Origin of the sequence: Streptococcus oralis subsp. dentisani (genome assembly GCF_003944205.1) — a bacterium.
Lineage (GTDB): Bacteria > Bacillota > Bacilli > Lactobacillales > Streptococcaceae > Streptococcus > Streptococcus oralis_BH.
The window spans coordinates 25,058-41,524 of record NZ_RJPH01000002.1 but is presented as its reverse complement, the minus strand read 5'-3'; the positions used below and the strand labels follow the sequence as shown (position 1 = coordinate 41,524).

Genomic DNA, 16,467 nt, shown 5'->3' with positions numbered 1-16,467 from the left:
ATGAAACGACAAACTGCAAACCAGACGCTCAAACGTTTAGCCGTAGATTTAGCAAGCCATCCTTTCCTCCTTTTCCTAGCTTTTCTAGGAACGATTGCCCAAGTTGGTTTATCAATTTACCTACCTATTTTGATTGGGCAGGTCATTGACCAAGTCCTTGTGACTGGTTCTTCACCAGTTTTTTGGCAGATTTTCCTCCAGATGATCTTGGTAGTCATAGGAAATACACTGGTACAATGGGCCAATCCTCTTCTTTATAATCGCCTAATCTTCTCTTATACTAGAGACTTGCGAGAGCGAATTATCCATAAGCTCCATCGTTTACCGATTGCTTTTGTGGATCGGCAGGGCAGTGGAGAGATGGTCAGTCGTGTAACCACAGACATAGAACAGCTGGCAGCCGGCTTGACCATGATTTTCAATCAATTTTTCATTGGCGTTTTGATGATTTTGGTTAGTATTATAGCAATGCTCCAAATTCATCTCCTCATGACCCTCTTGGTCTTGCTGTTGACGCCGCTGTCTATGGTGATTTCACGCTTTATTGCCAAACGTTCCTATCATCTCTTTCAGAAGCAAACAGAGACGAGGGGGATTCAGACTCAGTTGATTGAAGAGTCTCTTAGCCAGCAGACTATTATCCAGTCTTTCAATGCTCAGACAGAGTTTATTCAAAGACTGCGTGAGGCGAATGCCAACTACGCAGGTTATTCTCAGTCAGCCATCTTTTATTCATCAACGGTCAATCCTTCGACTCGCTTTGTCAATGCGCTCATTTACGCTCTTCTTGCTGGAGTGGGAGCTTATCGTATCATGATGGGATCCACCTTGACCATCGGACGTTTAGTGACCTTTTTGAACTATGTCCAACAGTACACCAAGCCCTTTAACGATATTTCTTCTGTTTTAGCCGAGTTGCAAAGTGCTCTCGCGTGTGCAGAGCGTGTCTATGCTGTCTTAGAAAGTCCTGAGGTGGCTGAAACAGGTAAGGAAGTCTTGACCAGTGACCAAGTCAAGGGAGCCATTTCCTTTAAGCATGTTTCTTTTGGATACAATCCTGAAAAGATCTTGATTAAGGATTTGTCTATGGATATCCCAGCTGGTAGCAAGGTAGCCATCGTTGGTCCGACAGGTGCCGGAAAATCAACTCTTATCAATCTCCTCATGCGTTTTTATCCTATTAATTCGGGAGATATCTTGCTAGACGGTCGTTCCATTTACGACTATACCCGAGCGTCATTGAGACAGCAGTTTGGAATGGTGCTCCAGGAAACCTGGCTCAAGCAAGGAACCATTCATGACAATATTGCTTTTGGGAATCCTGATGCTAGTCGGGAGCAAGTGATTGCTGCTGCCAAAGCGGCCAACGCAGACTTTTTCATCCAACAGTTGCCACAGGGATACGATACTAAGTTGGAAAATGCAGGAGAATCTCTCTCTGTTGGGCAAGCCCAGCTCTTGACCATCGCTCGAGTCTTTCTAGCTATACCAAAGATTCTTATCTTAGACGAGGCGACTTCCTCCATCGATACGCGGACAGAAGTGCTAGTTCAGGATGCCTTTGCCAAACTCATGAAAGGGCGCACAAGCTTTATCATTGCTCATCGTTTGTCAACCATTCAGGATGCGGATTTGATTCTTGTCTTGGTGGATGGTGACATTGTGGAACATGGCAATCATCAAGAGCTCATGGCTAGAAAGGGCAAGTATTACCAAATGCAAAAAGCAGCAGCTTTTAGCTCTGAATAATCCTTTCTATTTTAAAATCTTATGGACAAAAAAAGTTGCCTTCGGGTGACTTTTTTGTTACAATAGCTAGAAAAAATCAGGGTCTAAGAAGGAGAAAACAATGAAAGTCTATCAGCATGTAAATATTGTGACTTGTGACCAAGATTTCCATGTCTATCTGGATGGTATCTTGGCTGTTAAGGATTCTCAAATCATCTATGTCGGTCAAGAGGAGCCAGAGATTTTAGAGCAAGCTGAGCAGATTATAGACTATCAGGGAGCCTGGATCATGCCTGGTTTGGTCAATTGCCATACCCACTCTGCTATGACTGGTTTGCGAGGAATCCGGGATGACAGCAATCTCCATGAATGGCTCAATGACTATATCTGGCCAGCAGAAGCAGGTTTTACTCCCGACATGACTACCAAGGCGGTCAAAGAAGCTCTGACTGAGATGCTCCAGTCAGGGACAACAACCTTCAACGATATGTATAATCCCAATGGTGTGAATATCCAGCAAATTTATCAGGCAGTGATAGATTCTAAGATGCGTTGTTATTTCTCACCGACACTCTTTTCTTCAGAGACAGAAACAACTGCTGAGACCATAAGCAGAACACGAGCCATCATAGAGGAAATCTTAGGATATGAAAATCCAAATTTCAAGGTTATGGTAGCTCCACATTCTCCCTATAGCTGTAGTAAAGATTTACTGGAAGAAAGCTTAGAAATGGCAAAAGAGCTGAATATTCCTATCCATATTCATGTGGCGGAGACTAAGGAGGAATCAGGAATTATCCTCAAACGATACGGCAAACGCCCCCTCGCCTTTTTAGAAGAACTAGGTTACTTAGATCATCCGTCTGTCTTTGCTCACGGGGTTGAACTAAACGAGAGAGAAATTGAACGCTTGGCAACTTCTCATGTGGCTATCGCCCATAATCCTATTAGTAACCTCAAACTGGCCTCAGGAATCGCTCCAATCATCCAACTCCAAAAAGCAGGAGTAGCAGTTGGAATTGCGACTGACTCGGTTGCTTCCAATAACAATCTAGATATGTTTGAGGAAGGACGGACAGCAGCCCTTCTTCAGAAAATGAAGAGTGGAGATGCCAGCCAGTTCCCTATCGAGACAGCCCTTAAGGCACTGACAATCGAAGGGGCTAAGGTTCTAGCAATGGAAAAGCAGATAGGAAGCCTAGAAGTTGGCAAGCAGGCAGATTTTCTCGTGATTCAACCACAAGGAAAAATCCGTCTTCAACCTCAGGAAAATATGCTCTCTCACCTGGTTTATGCTGTCAAATCTAGTGATGTTGATGATGTTTATATCGCTGGAGAACAGGTGGTTAAGCAAGGCAAAGTTTTGACGGTAGAGATTTAAAAAAATTTAAAAAAAGTTTGCAAAAATCTTGCATTCTTTTTTTGTCTATGCTATACTTATATACGGTTTGAAAAAACTGCCTAAGACAGTAGGGGAGCTCGACTCGTAAATATCCTACCGAGGACAAAACGTATCATGTAAAAAGAAGCGTATTGTACTTTCGTGTCTAGGTTTGGGCGCGTTTTTCTTTTGGAAGAATGCCCCAAGCAAAATAATTACGGAGGTGAACACACTAATGAGTGAAGCAATTATTGCTAAAAAAGCGGAACTAGTTGACGTAGTAGCTGAAAAAATGAAAGCTGCTACATCTATCGTCGTTGTAGACGCTCGTGGTTTGACAGTTGAGCAAGATACAGTTCTTCGTCGTGAGCTTCGTGGAAGCGAAGTTGAGTATAAAGTCATTAAAAACTCAATCTTGCGTCGTGCAGCTGAAAAAGCTGGTCTTGAAGATCTTGCATCAGTATTTGTGGGACCATCTGCAGTAGCATTTTCTAATGAAGATGTTATCGCACCAGCGAAAATCTTGAACGACTTTGCTAAAAACGCTGAAGCACTTGAAATCAAAGGTGGTGCAATCGAAGGCGCTGTCGCATCTAAAGAAGAAATCATTGCTCTTGCAACTCTTCCAAACCGCGAAGGACTTCTTTCTATGCTCCTTTCTGTACTTCAAGCGCCAGTGCGCAACGTTGCTCTTGCAGTCAAAGCGGTTGCAGACAACAAAGAAGACGCAGCTTAATCTTAAGCTACGCAGCGTAGCCTAGCTACGAAAAAAACTATTATAAAATTAAAAACTTATTTGGAGGAAATAACAATGGCATTGAACATTGAAAACATTATTGCTGAAATTAAAGAAGCTTCAATCCTTGAATTGAACGACCTTGTAAAAGCTATCGAAGAAGAATTTGGTGTAACTGCAGCTGCTCCTGTAGCTGTTGCTGCAGCTGGTGCTGCTGACGCTGGTGCTGCTAAAGACTCATTTGACGTTGAGTTGACAGCTGCTGGTGACAAAAAAGTCGGCGTTATCAAAGTTGTACGTGAAATCACTGGTCTTGGTCTTAAAGAAGCTAAAGAACTTGTTGATGGTGCACCAGGTGTCATCAAAGAAGGCGTTCCAACTGCAGAAGCAGAAGAAATCAAAGCTAAATTGGAAGAAGCTGGAGCTTCAGTTACTCTTAAATAATAGAGCAACTACATTAGTAGCTTAAAAACATGATTAAACCGCTATTCTTAGGAGTAGCGGTTTTTTCTGTTTAGAATGGTAAATCTACCTCTAAATTATAGTCTGATACGAAAGTTCTAGGGTGCTTTTTCTAACAGTTACTAGAATCTTGATAGAAATTCAATTTTCTTCTTGACTCTGACCTTAGGTAAGGGATTATACTAATAATAGATAAGAAAGGAGATTACTATGCAAATCAATATGATTCGTTCAGATGAAGTTTACCAAGAGATGCTCGAGCTTCCTTTGGAAAAGAGAGAGGGCTGTTTTCGAGCTAAAATATTAGCACCTTTTGCTACGAAATACCAAACTCAACATATTCCTCTGAAAGCCAAGTATCCCGGAGGATTTGATGCTTTGTTCCTACTTGGTTTTATGAATCAGCTACCCGGAGCTCTGTCAGAGAAGGATAGACCAGCTATCGACGCTCTGAGCTCTGATCAACTCTGGCAAGACTGCCAGAATACCATCAAGAGGAGTATTGGTCTTTTTGAGCAGGCTGGCTATGACTTAGAGGTTGAGGATTACCATTTTACTATTTTATTGGGCAACCCTGAAAAGCCCATGTTACAGCTCAATAAGGGTTATAGTGGAGATGGTGGAATTCCAGGCTACCTCATGCTTAGTCTGCTACCAAACGACTATACTTTGCCACGTGTGCAGGCAGCTCTGGCCCACGAGTGCAACCATAATGTTCGCTTCCAATTTATCAAATGGAACCAGCAGACGACACTAGCAGACTGGGTAGTCAGTGAAGGATTAGCAGAGTCTTTTGCTGCTGAGCTCTATGGTAAAGAGCTCATCGGATCCTGGGTCACTTCAACTAGTTCCGAGCAGTTAGAAGAGATTAAGCCCATCATCTCAAGTCAGCTTCAGCTAACAGGGATGGCGGAAATGGCTCCTTATCTATACGGTGATGAAATCGCGAAGATACAGGGTCAAATTCCGGTTGGTATGCCCTATGCTGCAGGCTATGCTTATGGCTATCATCTGATACAAGCCTATCTGAAAAAGACTGGCAAGAACATTATTGAGGCTACAGTGACGCCTACAGAAGAGATTTTAGAGGCGACTAAAGACTTTTGGAAATGATACTTTTGCTTGCAAATCTGCCAGAGTTTGATATAATGAAAGTAATTTTTGGAGGTGACTATATGCACTATAAAAGAGTTGAATTAAAAGTTACAAATCAAGGTATCCATGAGCGCAAGATCTTTCAAGGTGTTAAGATTTTCAGTCGTAGCAAGTTGTCCAAAGATCAGAAAAGTATTCTAACACAGAAGCTTTACCTGACACCGAAGCAAAACATTGTTTACTATCAACGGAAAGATATCAACTATGACCAGAACTGGCATCATAATAAGGACTATTATGAACTAGCTTATGGCCAGTTGGACAGAGAGACGGTTTTTAAGGTTTGCCAAGATTTTGACGACCTGAGTCCTTTTCTAGAGGATGAGCTGCTGGAGAAGCTAAAAGAAAAGCAAGCGACAGGCAAATTTTTTGAAAAATTAGATATATAAAAATCCGACTGCTTTCATAAGCAGTCGGATTTCTCTAATTTATAGTTTGATAATTTTTCATAAGGGAAAATAGATCTATTTTTATCATGAACAGCTAACTTAGTTAGAAGTTTTGGAAACAGTATAGTTGAAATCTATGAAGAATAAGCGTATAATCAGAGAAAAATGATTGAGTGCTCACTCAATATATAGATAAACAAAGGAGTTCATGAAATGGTTGTTCAAGCAATACAGTATGGTCGTTTCGGTGATGAAGAAGTGCTAGATTTGGTGAACATTAAATCTGATGTTTTGGAAGTGAATCAAGTTAGGGTAGAAGTTTATGCAGTTGGTTTAAATCCTATTGATTATAAGACTTTTGAGGGGGCAAAGCCACTTCGTTTTCTATCTTTTATGACGAAACTAAGGAAGCCAAGTCGTTGGTTTGAGTCAAAATCATCTCTCTTTCCAAGAGGTGTTGGTCGGGATTTTGCTGGAGTTATCACAGAAATTGGTGAAGGAGTAAGTCGGTTTGCAGTAGGGGACAAGGTTTTTGGAACAATGATCAGTGACCCTGGATTGGGGACCAAGAGGGGAGCTTTGGCAACAGAAGTTTGTGTCAATGAATCAGAAATTGTGTTGAAACCAGAGATGATTGATATGAACCATGCATCTACTATGGGTGTAGCCTCTCTAACAGTTGGAGGTGCTTTTAGAAAGATTGAGCTAAACTCTAAAGATGTTGTAGTTATTTCAGCAGCAGCAGGTGGTATTGGAAGTATCGCAGTACAGTATGCAGTTGCTAAGGGTGCGACAGTTATTGGAATTGCAAGTAAGAAAAATTCAGATTATCTGAAGTCCTTAGGTGCCATACCAGTAAGTTACGAAGAGAATATCAAGAAGGCTCTTCTATCAGCTAGTACAACGCCTATTACAAAATTTTTGGATTGTTATGGATCTGATTATGTTAGATTGGCTTTTAGTTTAGGCTTGAAAGGGACAGCTATTGGGACATTAGTACCTTCACCCTATGTTATGATAAAAGGTGCTCAGTTTACTGGTCCGAGACATTCCACATACGATGATTTTAGAACTTTAGCTGAAATGGTCTCAGATGGGAAAGTTCGGCTGAATATTGATCAGGTTTATGATTTTTCTCTAAAGTCTGTTAGAGAGGCATATCGTAGTCTGAAGTCGGGACACACTCGAGGTAAGAAAGTTGTAAAAGTAAGAGAGTAGCAGAGAGGTGCCAGCAATGGAAAGTTTAGAACAAAAGTATGCTCAGACATTAGAAAATAGCAACTTGAGTTTAAAACAACGTCAAGTATTATTATCAAGTCTAAAGTTATTTTCAGAAATTGGCTTTGAAAATACAACAGCCAGCCTTATTGCTAAGGAGGCTGGAGTTTCAGAAGGGACCGTTTTTAGTTACTTTAAAACTAAGGAAGGCATCTTAGAAGCTATTCTGTCAACTTTTCTCGAACAGGTTATTCCAGATGTGATTGCTGATTTTTCTGAGAAGAAATTTACAGCAAACCAAGAATCTTTTCCATTATTTTTAAGAAGTATTGTTCGAGATAGACTAGTTTTTATTCAGGAGAATCAAATGCAAGTTAAAATTATCTTGAGCCGTTCTTTTATTGATAAAACTATTTCTGATCAGTTAGGGAATGTTATTGTTCACTCTATCATTAAGCCAATTAGTCCAGTTCTGAATCAGTTTAAAGAAAATGGTGTTATTCGAGAGTGGTCAAATGAAAGAATCGTTCGTTATATTTTAGCCTTGAGTCTTTCTTATGCTCTTCCAATGATGTTGAATGATAAGGAAGATGTGAACATAGATGAAGCAGTAAACGAAATTGTTGACTGCCTATCTTCTGCCTTAGTAGAAGTAAAGTGAATTTTGATTTTTAAGCTTACTATTAGAAATAGTGGGCTTTTTTAAAACCAATATAAAAATCCCCAATCAGAGCGATTGAGGATTGAACAAATGAATTTTAAACAATACCTTTACTATCATAGCATTGGCTACATTAGTATACTGCCATCTATTCATCTGATGAGAGGGATTTTATCATCCAGATATTCATAGCTGGGTGGCCAACGGCGTTAGAAAGTGGTTCTTGCAGTGATGTGAAACCGTAGTGTTGATAGATGGCTACGGCCGTAGCCAGTTCAGTAGAGGTTTCTAGATAAAGTTGTTCATAACCTGCTAGGCGGGCTTCATGGAATATCCGCTTTATCAACCTGCTGGAATAACCTTTGCCACGGCTATTTTTAGTGACATACAGTTTTTGTAATTCAGCAATCTTATCAGACACAGGTGCAAAGCCACCACAGCCAACCAGCTGACCTTCATCTTCCAGAATAAAGTAAGCTGCTCTCTCTTGCTGTTGATAGTAGTCGGCCAAATGATCTAGATGAGAATCAAAGTAGACAGTTCCAGGTTTGTCAAGCCCGAATTCTTCAAGACTAGCTCGAATGAGCTGCGCTACAGCTGGATTATCTCTTACTTCCATTGGCCGTAAGTTCATCATTTGTCCTCCGATAGGATGTATCGACTAATTAAACAATACCTTGTGCAATCATAGCATTGGCTACATTTTCAAAGGCAGCGATATTTGCTCCTGCAAGGTAGTCAGTACCAAGACCGTAAGTTTCAGCGGTTGTTTTAGCTGTGTTGAAGATGTTGGTCATGATGTCTTTGAGACGGCCGTCAACTTCTTCACGGGTCCATGAGAGGCGAAGGCTGTTTTGACTCATTTCAAGTGCTGATACAGCTACACCACCAGCGTTGGCAGCTTTGGCAGGTCCGTAAAGGATTCCGTTTTCTTTGTAGACTTTAATCGCATCAAGGTCACTAGGCATGTTAGCACCTTCAGATACACAGATAACGCCTTGAGCAACCAAACGTTTAGCTGCGTCACCATTGATTTCGTTTTGAGTCGCACATGGAAGAGCGATGTCGTAGTTCCCAGCGTAAGTCCATACAGAACCTTCATGGTAAGTAGCAGTGGCTTTTTCAGCAGCGTACTCAGTCAAACGTGCACGACGGTTATTCTTCACATCTGTTAGAAGGTCGAAGTCGATACCATTTTCATCGATGACATAACCATTTGAGTCAGATACAGAGATAACAGTTGCACCAAGTTCAGTCGCTTTTTGAAGAGCGTATTGGGCTACGTTACCAGAACCTGAAATCACAACCTTCTTACCAGCAAAGCTGTTACCGTTGGCTTTGAGCATTTCTTCAGTGTAGTAAACCAAACCATAACCAGTTGCTTCTGGACGAATCAAGCTACCACCAAATCCAAGAGGTTTACCAGTCAAGACACCCGCATCAAATTGGTTAAGACGTTTGTATTGTCCGTAAAGGTAACCAATCTCACGTCCACCAACACCGATATCGCCAGCTGGGACGTCGAGTGATGGTCCGATGTATTTTTGCAATTCTGTCATAAAGCTTTGGCAGAAGCGCATCACTTCAGCGTCAGTCTTTCCTTTAGGATCGAAGTCTGATCCCCCTTTACCTCCACCGATTGGAAGGCCAGTCAAGACGTTTTTAAAGATTTGTTCAAATCCGAGGAATTTCAAGATCCCTTGGTTTACAGTTGGGTGGAAACGAAGTCCGCCTTTATATGGTCCAACAGCTGAGTTGAATTGAACACGGTAACCACGGTTGACTTGTACTTTTCCATCACGGTCCACCCAAGGAACACGGAAAGAAATCACGCGTTCAGGCTCAGTGATACGTGCCAAGATATTTTCTTCGATATACTCAGGGTGTTTTTCAAATACAGGCTCTAGGGTGCTGAAGAATTCTTCAACCGCCTGGAGAAATTCAGCCTCATGCCCGTTACGAGCTTTCACAGTTGCAAACACGCTTTGGATATAGTCTTTAGCAGATGTCATATCGTTCTCCTTTTGTTGTTATATTTTATTACATGAGCCATTATAGCAGAATTTTTTTTGAGTGTAAAGAAAAAAACAGAAATTTTCAAAAAATTCTTTCAATTTACAAAACCGAACGTTTTATATAGAAATTAGTTTCTCAAAGAGAAAATCTTAAAGTATGGTATAATATTAGAAATAAAAGGAATCTGGAGGATCAGAATCATGGTATCAACGAAAACACAAATAGCTGGCTTTGAGTTTGACAATTGCTTGATGAATGCAGCGGGTGTGGCTTGTATGACGATAGAGGAACTAGAAGGGGTCAAAAACTCAGCAGCAGGTACTTTTGTTACGAAGACTGCTACCTTGGACTTTCGTCAGGGCAATCCTGAGCCACGATACCAGGATGTTCCACTTGGTTCTATCAACTCCATGGGCTTACCAAATAATGGCTTAGACTACTATCTGGACTATCTTTTGGACTTACAGGAAAAAGAGCCAAACCGAACTTTCTTCCTATCTTTAGTTGGCATGTCTCCAGAAGAAACACATGCCATCTTGAAAAAAGTTCAAGAGAGTGAATTCAAAGGACTGACAGAGCTTAATCTCTCTTGTCCAAACGTTCCAGGAAAACCTCAGATTGCCTATGATTTTGAGACAACAGACCGTATCTTGGCAGAAGTATTTACCTACTTTACCAAACCTCTTGGGATCAAATTGCCACCTTATTTTGATATTGTTCACTTTGACCAAGCGGCAGCTATTTTCAACAAATATCCGCTCAAGTTTGTTAACTGTGTTAACTCTATCGGAAACGGTCTTTACATAGAAGACGAGTCGGTCGTGATTCGTCCTAAAAATGGTTTTGGTGGCATTGGTGGAGAGTATATCAAGCCGACTGCTCTTGCTAATGTGCACGCCTTTTATCAACGCCTCAATCCGCAAATCCAAATCATCGGAACGGGTGGTGTTCTAACGGGTCGTGATGCCTTTGAACATATCCTCTGCGGTGCTAGTATGGTGCAAGTAGGAACGACGCTCCACAAAGAAGGCGTCGGTGCTTTTGAACGCATTACCAATGAACTAAAAGCAATCATGGCGGAAAAAGGGTACGAGAGCCTAGAAGATTTCCGTGGGAAATTGCGCTATATTGATTAAGTTTAATAAAAAATCAGAAGAAAGGAGAGAAGATGCTAGCCATTGAAGACAGTCAGAAGTTGACTTTATCAAATCTAGCTAGCCTGAGCCTATTTACAGGGACAGACCAGGGTCAGTTTGAAGTTATGAAGAGTCAAGTGTTGAAACAGATTGGTTATGATCCAGCTGATCTCAACTTTGCTTACTTTGATATGAAAGAAGTAGCCTATAAAGACTTAGAGTTGGAGTTGGTCAGTCTCCCTTTCTTTGCGGATGAAAAAATCGTGATATTAGACCATTTTGTCGATATCACAACAGCCAAGAAACGCTTTTTAACAGATGATGAGCTCAAGTCGTTTGAAGAATACCTTGATAACCCTTCGCCAACAACAAAATTATTGATTTTTGCTGAAGGAAAGTTAGATAGTAAAAGACGGCTGGTCAAATTGCTCAAACGTGATGCGACTGTTTTTGATGCTATTGAACCTAAGGAACAAGAGATTCGTCAGTATTTCCAAAAGTGGAGTCAGACACAAGGTCTGCAGTTTGTGGGGCAATCCTTTGAAAATCTACTTATCAAATCTGGTTTTCAATTTAGTGAAATCCAGAAAAATCTCCTTTTTTTACAGTCCTATAAGTCAGACGGGGTGATTGAGGAGAAGGACATTGTCGAGGCTATTCCAAAGACCCTGCAGGACAATATTTTTGATTTGACTCAGTTTATTTTAGCTAAGAAGATTGATCTGGCCCGTGACTTGGTTAGAGACTTGACCTTGCAAGGGGAGGATGAGATCAAGCTCATAGCTGTCATGTTAGGACAGTTTCGAACCTTTACCCAAGTGAAGATTTTATCAGAAGCTGGTCAGACGGAATCGCAGATTGCAAGCAGTCTGGGGACTTACTTGGGGCGCAATCCTAATCCTTATCAAATCAAGTTCGCACTCAGAGATTCGAGAGGGATTTCTTTGAGTTTTCTCAAGCGAGCGATTTCTTATTTGATTGAAACAGACTACCAAATTAAGACAGGTGTCTATGAAAAAGGGTACCTGTTTGAAAAGGTACTCTTGCAGATTGCGACAGAGGCGAATTGAGCAAAAAACTTGAAAAAAGTGAATGTTTGCGTTATCATTTTCATATAGAAAGAAAAAGAGGTATTACAGATGGCTATTATCTTACCAGACCTTCCATACGCATATGACGCTTTGGAACCTTACATCGATGCAGAAACAATGCACTTGCACCATGACAAGCACCATCAAACCTACGTTAACAATGCGAATGCTGCTCTTGAAAAACACCCTGAAATCGGTGAAGACCTTGAAGCTTTGCTTGCTGATGTAGAATCTATCCCAGCTGATATCCGTCAAGCACTTATCAACAATGGTGGTGGACACTTGAACCACGCTCTTTTCTGGGAATTGATGACTCCTGAAAAAACAGCTCCATCAGCAGAACTTGCAGCAGCAATCGACGCAACATTTGGTTCATTTGAAGAGTTCCAAGCAGCCTTTACAGCAGCGGCTACAACTCGCTTCGGTTCTGGCTGGGCATGGTTGGTTGTCAACAAAGAAGGGAAACTTGAAGTAACTTCAACAGCAAACCAAGACACACCAATCTCAGAAGGTAAAAAACCAATCTTGGGCTTGGACGTTTGGGAACATGCTTACTACGTGAAATACCGCAACGTGCGTCCTGACTACATCAAAGCTTTCTTCTCAGTGATTAACTGGAACAAAGTAGACGAGCTCTACGCAGCAGCAAAATAATGAATAGGAAGGGAAGAGTCATTCTTCTCTTTTTTGTTTTATATGGCAGAAGTCTAACAAAATCGTCAGACTTTTCTCATTTTTATGAGAAACGTGCTAACTGCTAGAAATTATGGTAGAATAGAGTGTTAAGTAATCGTGGAAAAGGAAGACTATGCGTAAAGAAATTGCACCTGAATTATACAACTATAACAAGTTTCCTGGCCCAGAATTTCATGTAAATGGGGATAAGGTTGAGACTGAAGGGATTGCTTTTACCTTGGTTGAAAATATCAAGGATGCCTTCGATGTGACAGTCTTTAATCAACGCTTTTCAGAAGTGTTGACCAAGTTTGATTATGTCGTGGGTGACTGGAGCAATGAACAGCTCCGTCTACGTGGCTTTTACAAAGACGACCGAACAGAGGAAAAAAATGAAAAGATTAGTCGGTTACAGGACTATCTTTTAGAGTACTGTAGTTATGGTTGTGCCTATTTTGTTCTAGAAAATCAAGCACCGAAACGGGCTTCATTTGACAAAAAAATGCGTAAAAAGGATGAGGAAAACCTTCCTAGAAGAGGCAAGAAACCTTCGCAAAACAAGAGAAAACCAAATACGGATAAGCGAAATAGGCGTCGTCATAAGGATCAAAAGTCTCAGAAAGAGGACAAGGGACAGCGCCATTTTGTCATTCGTCAGAAATAGATAGAGAATAAGGAGAAAAGATGAAACCGTCTATTTATAGTTTAACACGTCAAACCATGCAAGAATGGGTATTAGAACAGGGAGAAAAAAAATTCCGAGCAGATCAAATCTGGGAATGGCTCTACCGTAAACGTGTCCAGTCCTTTGAAGAAATGACTAACCTTTCCAAGGATTTGATTGCCAAGCTCAATGACCAGTTTGTGGTCAATCCATTGAAACAACGGATTGTGCAAGAGTCGGCTGACGGTACCGTTAAGTATCTTTTTGAGTTGCCAGATGGCATGTTGATTGAGACAGTACTCATGCGTCAACACTACGGTTTATCAGTCTGTGTGACGACTCAGGTCGGCTGTAATATTGGTTGTACCTTCTGTGCATCAGGCTTGATCAAGAAGCAACGTGACCTCAATAACGGGGAAATCGTAGCGCAGATCATGCTGGTTCAGAAATACTTTGATGAGCGTGGTCAGGATGAGCGTGTCAGCCATATCGTTGTCATGGGAATCGGTGAACCATTTGATAACTACAACAATGTTTTGAATTTCGTTCGTACCATCAATGATGACAAGGGAATGGCTATCGGTGCCCGTCACATCACTGTTTCTACCTCAGGTTTGGCACACAAAATTCGTGACTTTGCTAATGAAGGAGTTCAGGTCAATCTGGCTGTTTCCCTTCACGCACCCAATAATGAATTGCGCTCAAGCATCATGAAAATCAACCGTGCCTTTCCGATTGAAAAACTTTTCGCAGCTATTGAGTACTATATCGAAACAACTAATCGCCGTGTGACCTTTGAATACATCATGCTCAATGAAGTCAACGACGGTGTTGAACAAGCCTTGGAGTTGGCTGAGTTGCTCAAGAACATCAAGAAATTGTCTTATGTAAACTTGATTCCTTACAACCCAGTTAGTGAACATGACCAATATAGCCGTAGTCCCAAAGAGCGCGTGATGGCCTTCTATGATACCCTCAAGAAAAAAGGGATTAACTGTGTTGTCCGTCAAGAACATGGTACAGATATTGATGCAGCTTGTGGACAATTGCGCTCCAATACAATGAAACGTGACCGCCAGAAGGCAGTCGCAGCGGTGAATCCATAAAATGACTAGAAAAAGAGAATTATTCCTAAGATTGGGAGTGGCTGTTTACAGCCTTTGCATTGTCTGTTTTTGCTTCACTCCCCAGCCTCAACTTCCTACAGGAGTGGAAACTCCAGGTATTCAAACTTTTGGACGCCTGGTTTTTCTTTTAACTCCCTTAAATTCCTTTTGGAAACTGGGTGAAGTGACTAGTTTGGGACAAGTCCTTTGGATCTTTTTGCAGAACATTTTAAATGTCTTCTTGCTCTTCCCCTTGGTTTTTCAACTGATCTATCTCTTTCCGAACTTGCGGCAAACGAAAAAAATCCTCCTTCTCAGCTTTCTACTGAGCCTAGGAATTGAGTGTACGCAACTGGTCTTAGACTTTTTCTTTGATTTTAATCGCGTCTTTGAGATTGATGATTTGTGGACCAATACCCTGGGAGGCTATCTGGCTTGGGTTCTTTATAAAGGACTGCATAAAAACAAGATAAGGAATTAGAATGAGTATTTTAGAAGTTAAAAATCTAAGTCACGGTTTTGGTGACCGTGCAATTTTTGAAGATGTATCCTTCCGTCTCCTCAAGGGTGAACACATCGGCTTAGTCGGTGCTAACGGTGAAGGAAAATCAACTTTTATGAGCATTGTGACTGGTAAGATGTTACCTGACGAAGGAAAGGTAGAGTGGTCTAAGTATGTGACTGCTGGCTATCTGGATCAGCATGCTGTGCTAAAGGAAGGTCAAACTGTGCGTGATGTCTTGCGGACAGCCTTTGATGAGCTATTTAAAGCAGAAGCTCGTATCAATGACCTCTATATGGAAATGGCTGAAGACGGAGCGGATATCGACGCGCTCATGGAAGAAGTTGGCGAACTACAAGACCGTTTGGAGAGTCGTGACTTCTATACTTTGGATGCTAAGATTGATGAAGTAGCGCGTGCTCTGGGTGTCATGGACTATGGCATGGATACAGATGTAACAGCCTTATCAGGCGGACAAAGAACCAAGGTGCTTTTGGCTAAACTCCTCCTTGAAAAACCAGATATTTTGTTGCTTGACGAGCCAACCAACTACTTGGATGCTGAACACATTGACTGGCTCAAGCGTTATCTTCAAAACTATGAGAATGCCTTTGTCCTTATTTCGCATGATATTCCTTTCCTCAACGACGTGATCAATATCGTCTACCATGTGGAAAATCAACAGTTGACGCGTTACTCTGGTGACTACTACCAGTTCCAAGAAGTCTATGCCATGAAGAAATCTCAGCTGGAGGCGGCTTACGAACGTCAACAGAAAGAGATTGCCGACCTCAAGGATTTTGTGGCTCGAAACAAAGCGCGTGTTGCAACGCGTAACATGGCCATGTCCCGTCAAAAGAAACTGGACAAGATGGACATCATTGAACTCCAAAGTGAGAAACCAAAGCCATCCTTTGATTTCAAACCGGCTCGTACTCCTGGTCGCTTTATCTTCCAAGCTAAGGATTTGCAGATTGGTTACGACCGTCCTCTGACCAAACCCTTAAACCTCACCTTTGAACGCAATCAAAAAGTTGCCATTATCGGGACAAATGGTATTGGGAAAACAACTCTCTTGAAGAGTCTCTTGGGAATTATTCCACCAATTGCTGGAGAAGTCGAACGTGGCGACTATCTAGAACTTGGCTACTTTGAACAGGAAGTAGAAGGTGGAAATCGTCAAACACCACTAGAGGCTGTCTGGAATGCCTTTCCTGCACTTAACCAAGCAGAAGTTCGTGCGGCCCTTGCCCGTTGTGGTTTGACAACTAAGCACATCGAAAGCCAAATTCAGGTCTTGTCAGGTGGGGAACAAGCCAAGGTGCGTTTCTGTCTCTTGATGAATCGTGAAAATAACGTCTTGGTGCTTGATGAGCCGACCAATCACCTAGATGTGGATGCCAAGGAGGAACTCAAGCGTGCGCTTAAAGAGTACAAAGGGAGCATCCTTATGGTTTGCCATGAGCCGGACTTCTATGAAGGCTGGATGGACCAAATCTGGGACTTTAACAAGTTAACTTAAAAGCGCTAAAAAAGCCAAGTCGAAA

General features: G+C 41.6%; 17 protein-coding genes and 1 other annotated feature. Of the genes, 15 read left to right on the top strand and 2 right to left on the bottom strand.

All coding sequences use genetic code 11. The annotated features are described in order from the left end of the window. The 8 genes from D8805_RS02040 (at position 1) to D8805_RS02000 (ending at position 7,730) form a co-directional block, all read left to right on the top strand. On the top strand, positions 1 to 1,749 hold the full coding sequence (locus D8805_RS02040) for an ABC transporter ATP-binding protein (protein WP_125415255.1): 1,749 nt from the start codon (positions 1 to 3) through the stop codon (positions 1,747 to 1,749). A gap of 100 nt (positions 1,750 to 1,849) precedes the next feature. Continuing rightward, the gene (locus tag D8805_RS02035; protein ID WP_125415254.1) at positions 1,850 to 3,109 is read left to right on the top strand and encodes a TRZ/ATZ family protein; all 1,260 of its coding nucleotides are present in this window, start codon (positions 1,850 to 1,852) and stop codon (positions 3,107 to 3,109) included. A gap of 61 nt (positions 3,110 to 3,170) precedes the next feature. Next, positions 3,171 to 3,306, top strand: a sequence feature (ribosomal protein L10 leader region). 38 nt (positions 3,307 to 3,344) lie between these two features. Further along, positions 3,345 to 3,845, top strand: a complete 501-nt coding sequence (gene rplJ / locus D8805_RS02025) for a 50S ribosomal protein L10 (RefSeq protein WP_125415253.1) — start codon at positions 3,345 to 3,347, stop codon at positions 3,843 to 3,845. Between the two features lie 75 nt (positions 3,846 to 3,920). Beyond that, the gene (gene rplL / locus D8805_RS02020; RefSeq protein WP_001196964.1) at positions 3,921 to 4,289 is read left to right on the top strand and encodes a 50S ribosomal protein L7/L12; all 369 of its coding nucleotides are present in this window, start codon (positions 3,921 to 3,923) and stop codon (positions 4,287 to 4,289) included. Positions 4,290 to 4,517: 228 nt separating this feature from the next. Then, complete coding sequence (locus D8805_RS02015) at positions 4,518 to 5,420, top strand: DUF2268 domain-containing protein (RefSeq protein WP_125415252.1); 903 nt, start codon at positions 4,518 to 4,520, stop codon at positions 5,418 to 5,420. 62 nt (positions 5,421 to 5,482) lie between these two features. Continuing rightward, a complete protein-coding gene (locus D8805_RS02010; protein WP_125415251.1) occupies positions 5,483 to 5,851 on the top strand; it encodes an EXLDI protein in 369 nt (122 codons plus the stop codon). A gap of 213 nt (positions 5,852 to 6,064) precedes the next feature. After that, the gene (locus tag D8805_RS02005; RefSeq protein WP_125415250.1) at positions 6,065 to 7,069 is read left to right on the top strand and encodes an NADP-dependent oxidoreductase; all 1,005 of its coding nucleotides are present in this window, start codon (positions 6,065 to 6,067) and stop codon (positions 7,067 to 7,069) included. 16 nt (positions 7,070 to 7,085) lie between these two features. Next, positions 7,086 to 7,730: a TetR/AcrR family transcriptional regulator gene (locus D8805_RS02000; RefSeq protein WP_125415249.1), complete on the top strand. Its 645-nt coding sequence runs from the start codon at positions 7,086 to 7,088 to the stop codon at positions 7,728 to 7,730. 148 nt (positions 7,731 to 7,878) lie between these two features. On the opposite strand, the gene D8805_RS01995 is transcribed toward D8805_RS02000, so the two are convergent. Then, positions 7,879 to 8,364, bottom strand: a complete 486-nt coding sequence (locus D8805_RS01995; protein ID WP_125415391.1) for a GNAT family N-acetyltransferase — start codon at positions 8,362 to 8,364, stop codon at positions 7,879 to 7,881. A 31-nt stretch (positions 8,365 to 8,395) separates the two neighbouring features. After that, positions 8,396 to 9,742, bottom strand: coding sequence for an NADP-specific glutamate dehydrogenase (gene gdhA / locus D8805_RS01990; protein ID WP_125415248.1), 1,347 nt, complete (start codon positions 9,740 to 9,742; stop codon positions 8,396 to 8,398). A 204-nt stretch (positions 9,743 to 9,946) separates the two neighbouring features. On the opposite strand from gdhA, the gene D8805_RS01985 reads away from it, so the two are divergent. From D8805_RS01985 to D8805_RS01955, 7 genes are all read left to right on the top strand, one after another. Then, a complete protein-coding gene (locus D8805_RS01985) occupies positions 9,947 to 10,882 on the top strand; it encodes a dihydroorotate oxidase (RefSeq protein WP_125415247.1) in 936 nt (311 codons plus the stop codon). A 32-nt stretch (positions 10,883 to 10,914) separates the two neighbouring features. Further along, positions 10,915 to 11,952 (top strand): DNA polymerase III subunit delta, encoded by a 1,038-nt coding sequence (gene holA, locus D8805_RS01980; RefSeq protein ID WP_125415246.1) that lies wholly within the window; start codon positions 10,915 to 10,917, stop codon positions 11,950 to 11,952. A gap of 69 nt (positions 11,953 to 12,021) precedes the next feature. Further along, positions 12,022 to 12,627, top strand: coding sequence for a superoxide dismutase SodA (gene sodA, locus D8805_RS01975; RefSeq protein WP_000974733.1), 606 nt, complete (start codon positions 12,022 to 12,024; stop codon positions 12,625 to 12,627). A 154-nt stretch (positions 12,628 to 12,781) separates the two neighbouring features. Next, positions 12,782 to 13,312 (top strand): YutD family protein, encoded by a 531-nt coding sequence (locus tag D8805_RS01970; protein ID WP_125415245.1) that lies wholly within the window; start codon positions 12,782 to 12,784, stop codon positions 13,310 to 13,312. Between the two features lie 20 nt (positions 13,313 to 13,332). Continuing rightward, a complete protein-coding gene (gene rlmN / locus D8805_RS01965) occupies positions 13,333 to 14,418 on the top strand; it encodes a 23S rRNA (adenine(2503)-C(2))-methyltransferase RlmN (RefSeq protein ID WP_061599238.1) in 1,086 nt (361 codons plus the stop codon). Position 14,419: 1 nt separating this feature from the next. Further along, complete coding sequence (locus tag D8805_RS01960; RefSeq protein ID WP_125415244.1) at positions 14,420 to 14,899, top strand: VanZ family protein; 480 nt, start codon at positions 14,420 to 14,422, stop codon at positions 14,897 to 14,899. Position 14,900: 1 nt separating this feature from the next. After that, positions 14,901 to 16,442, top strand: a complete 1,542-nt coding sequence (locus D8805_RS01955) for an ABC-F family ATP-binding cassette domain-containing protein (RefSeq protein WP_125415243.1) — start codon at positions 14,901 to 14,903, stop codon at positions 16,440 to 16,442. Positions 16,443 to 16,467: the final 25 nt, after the last annotated feature.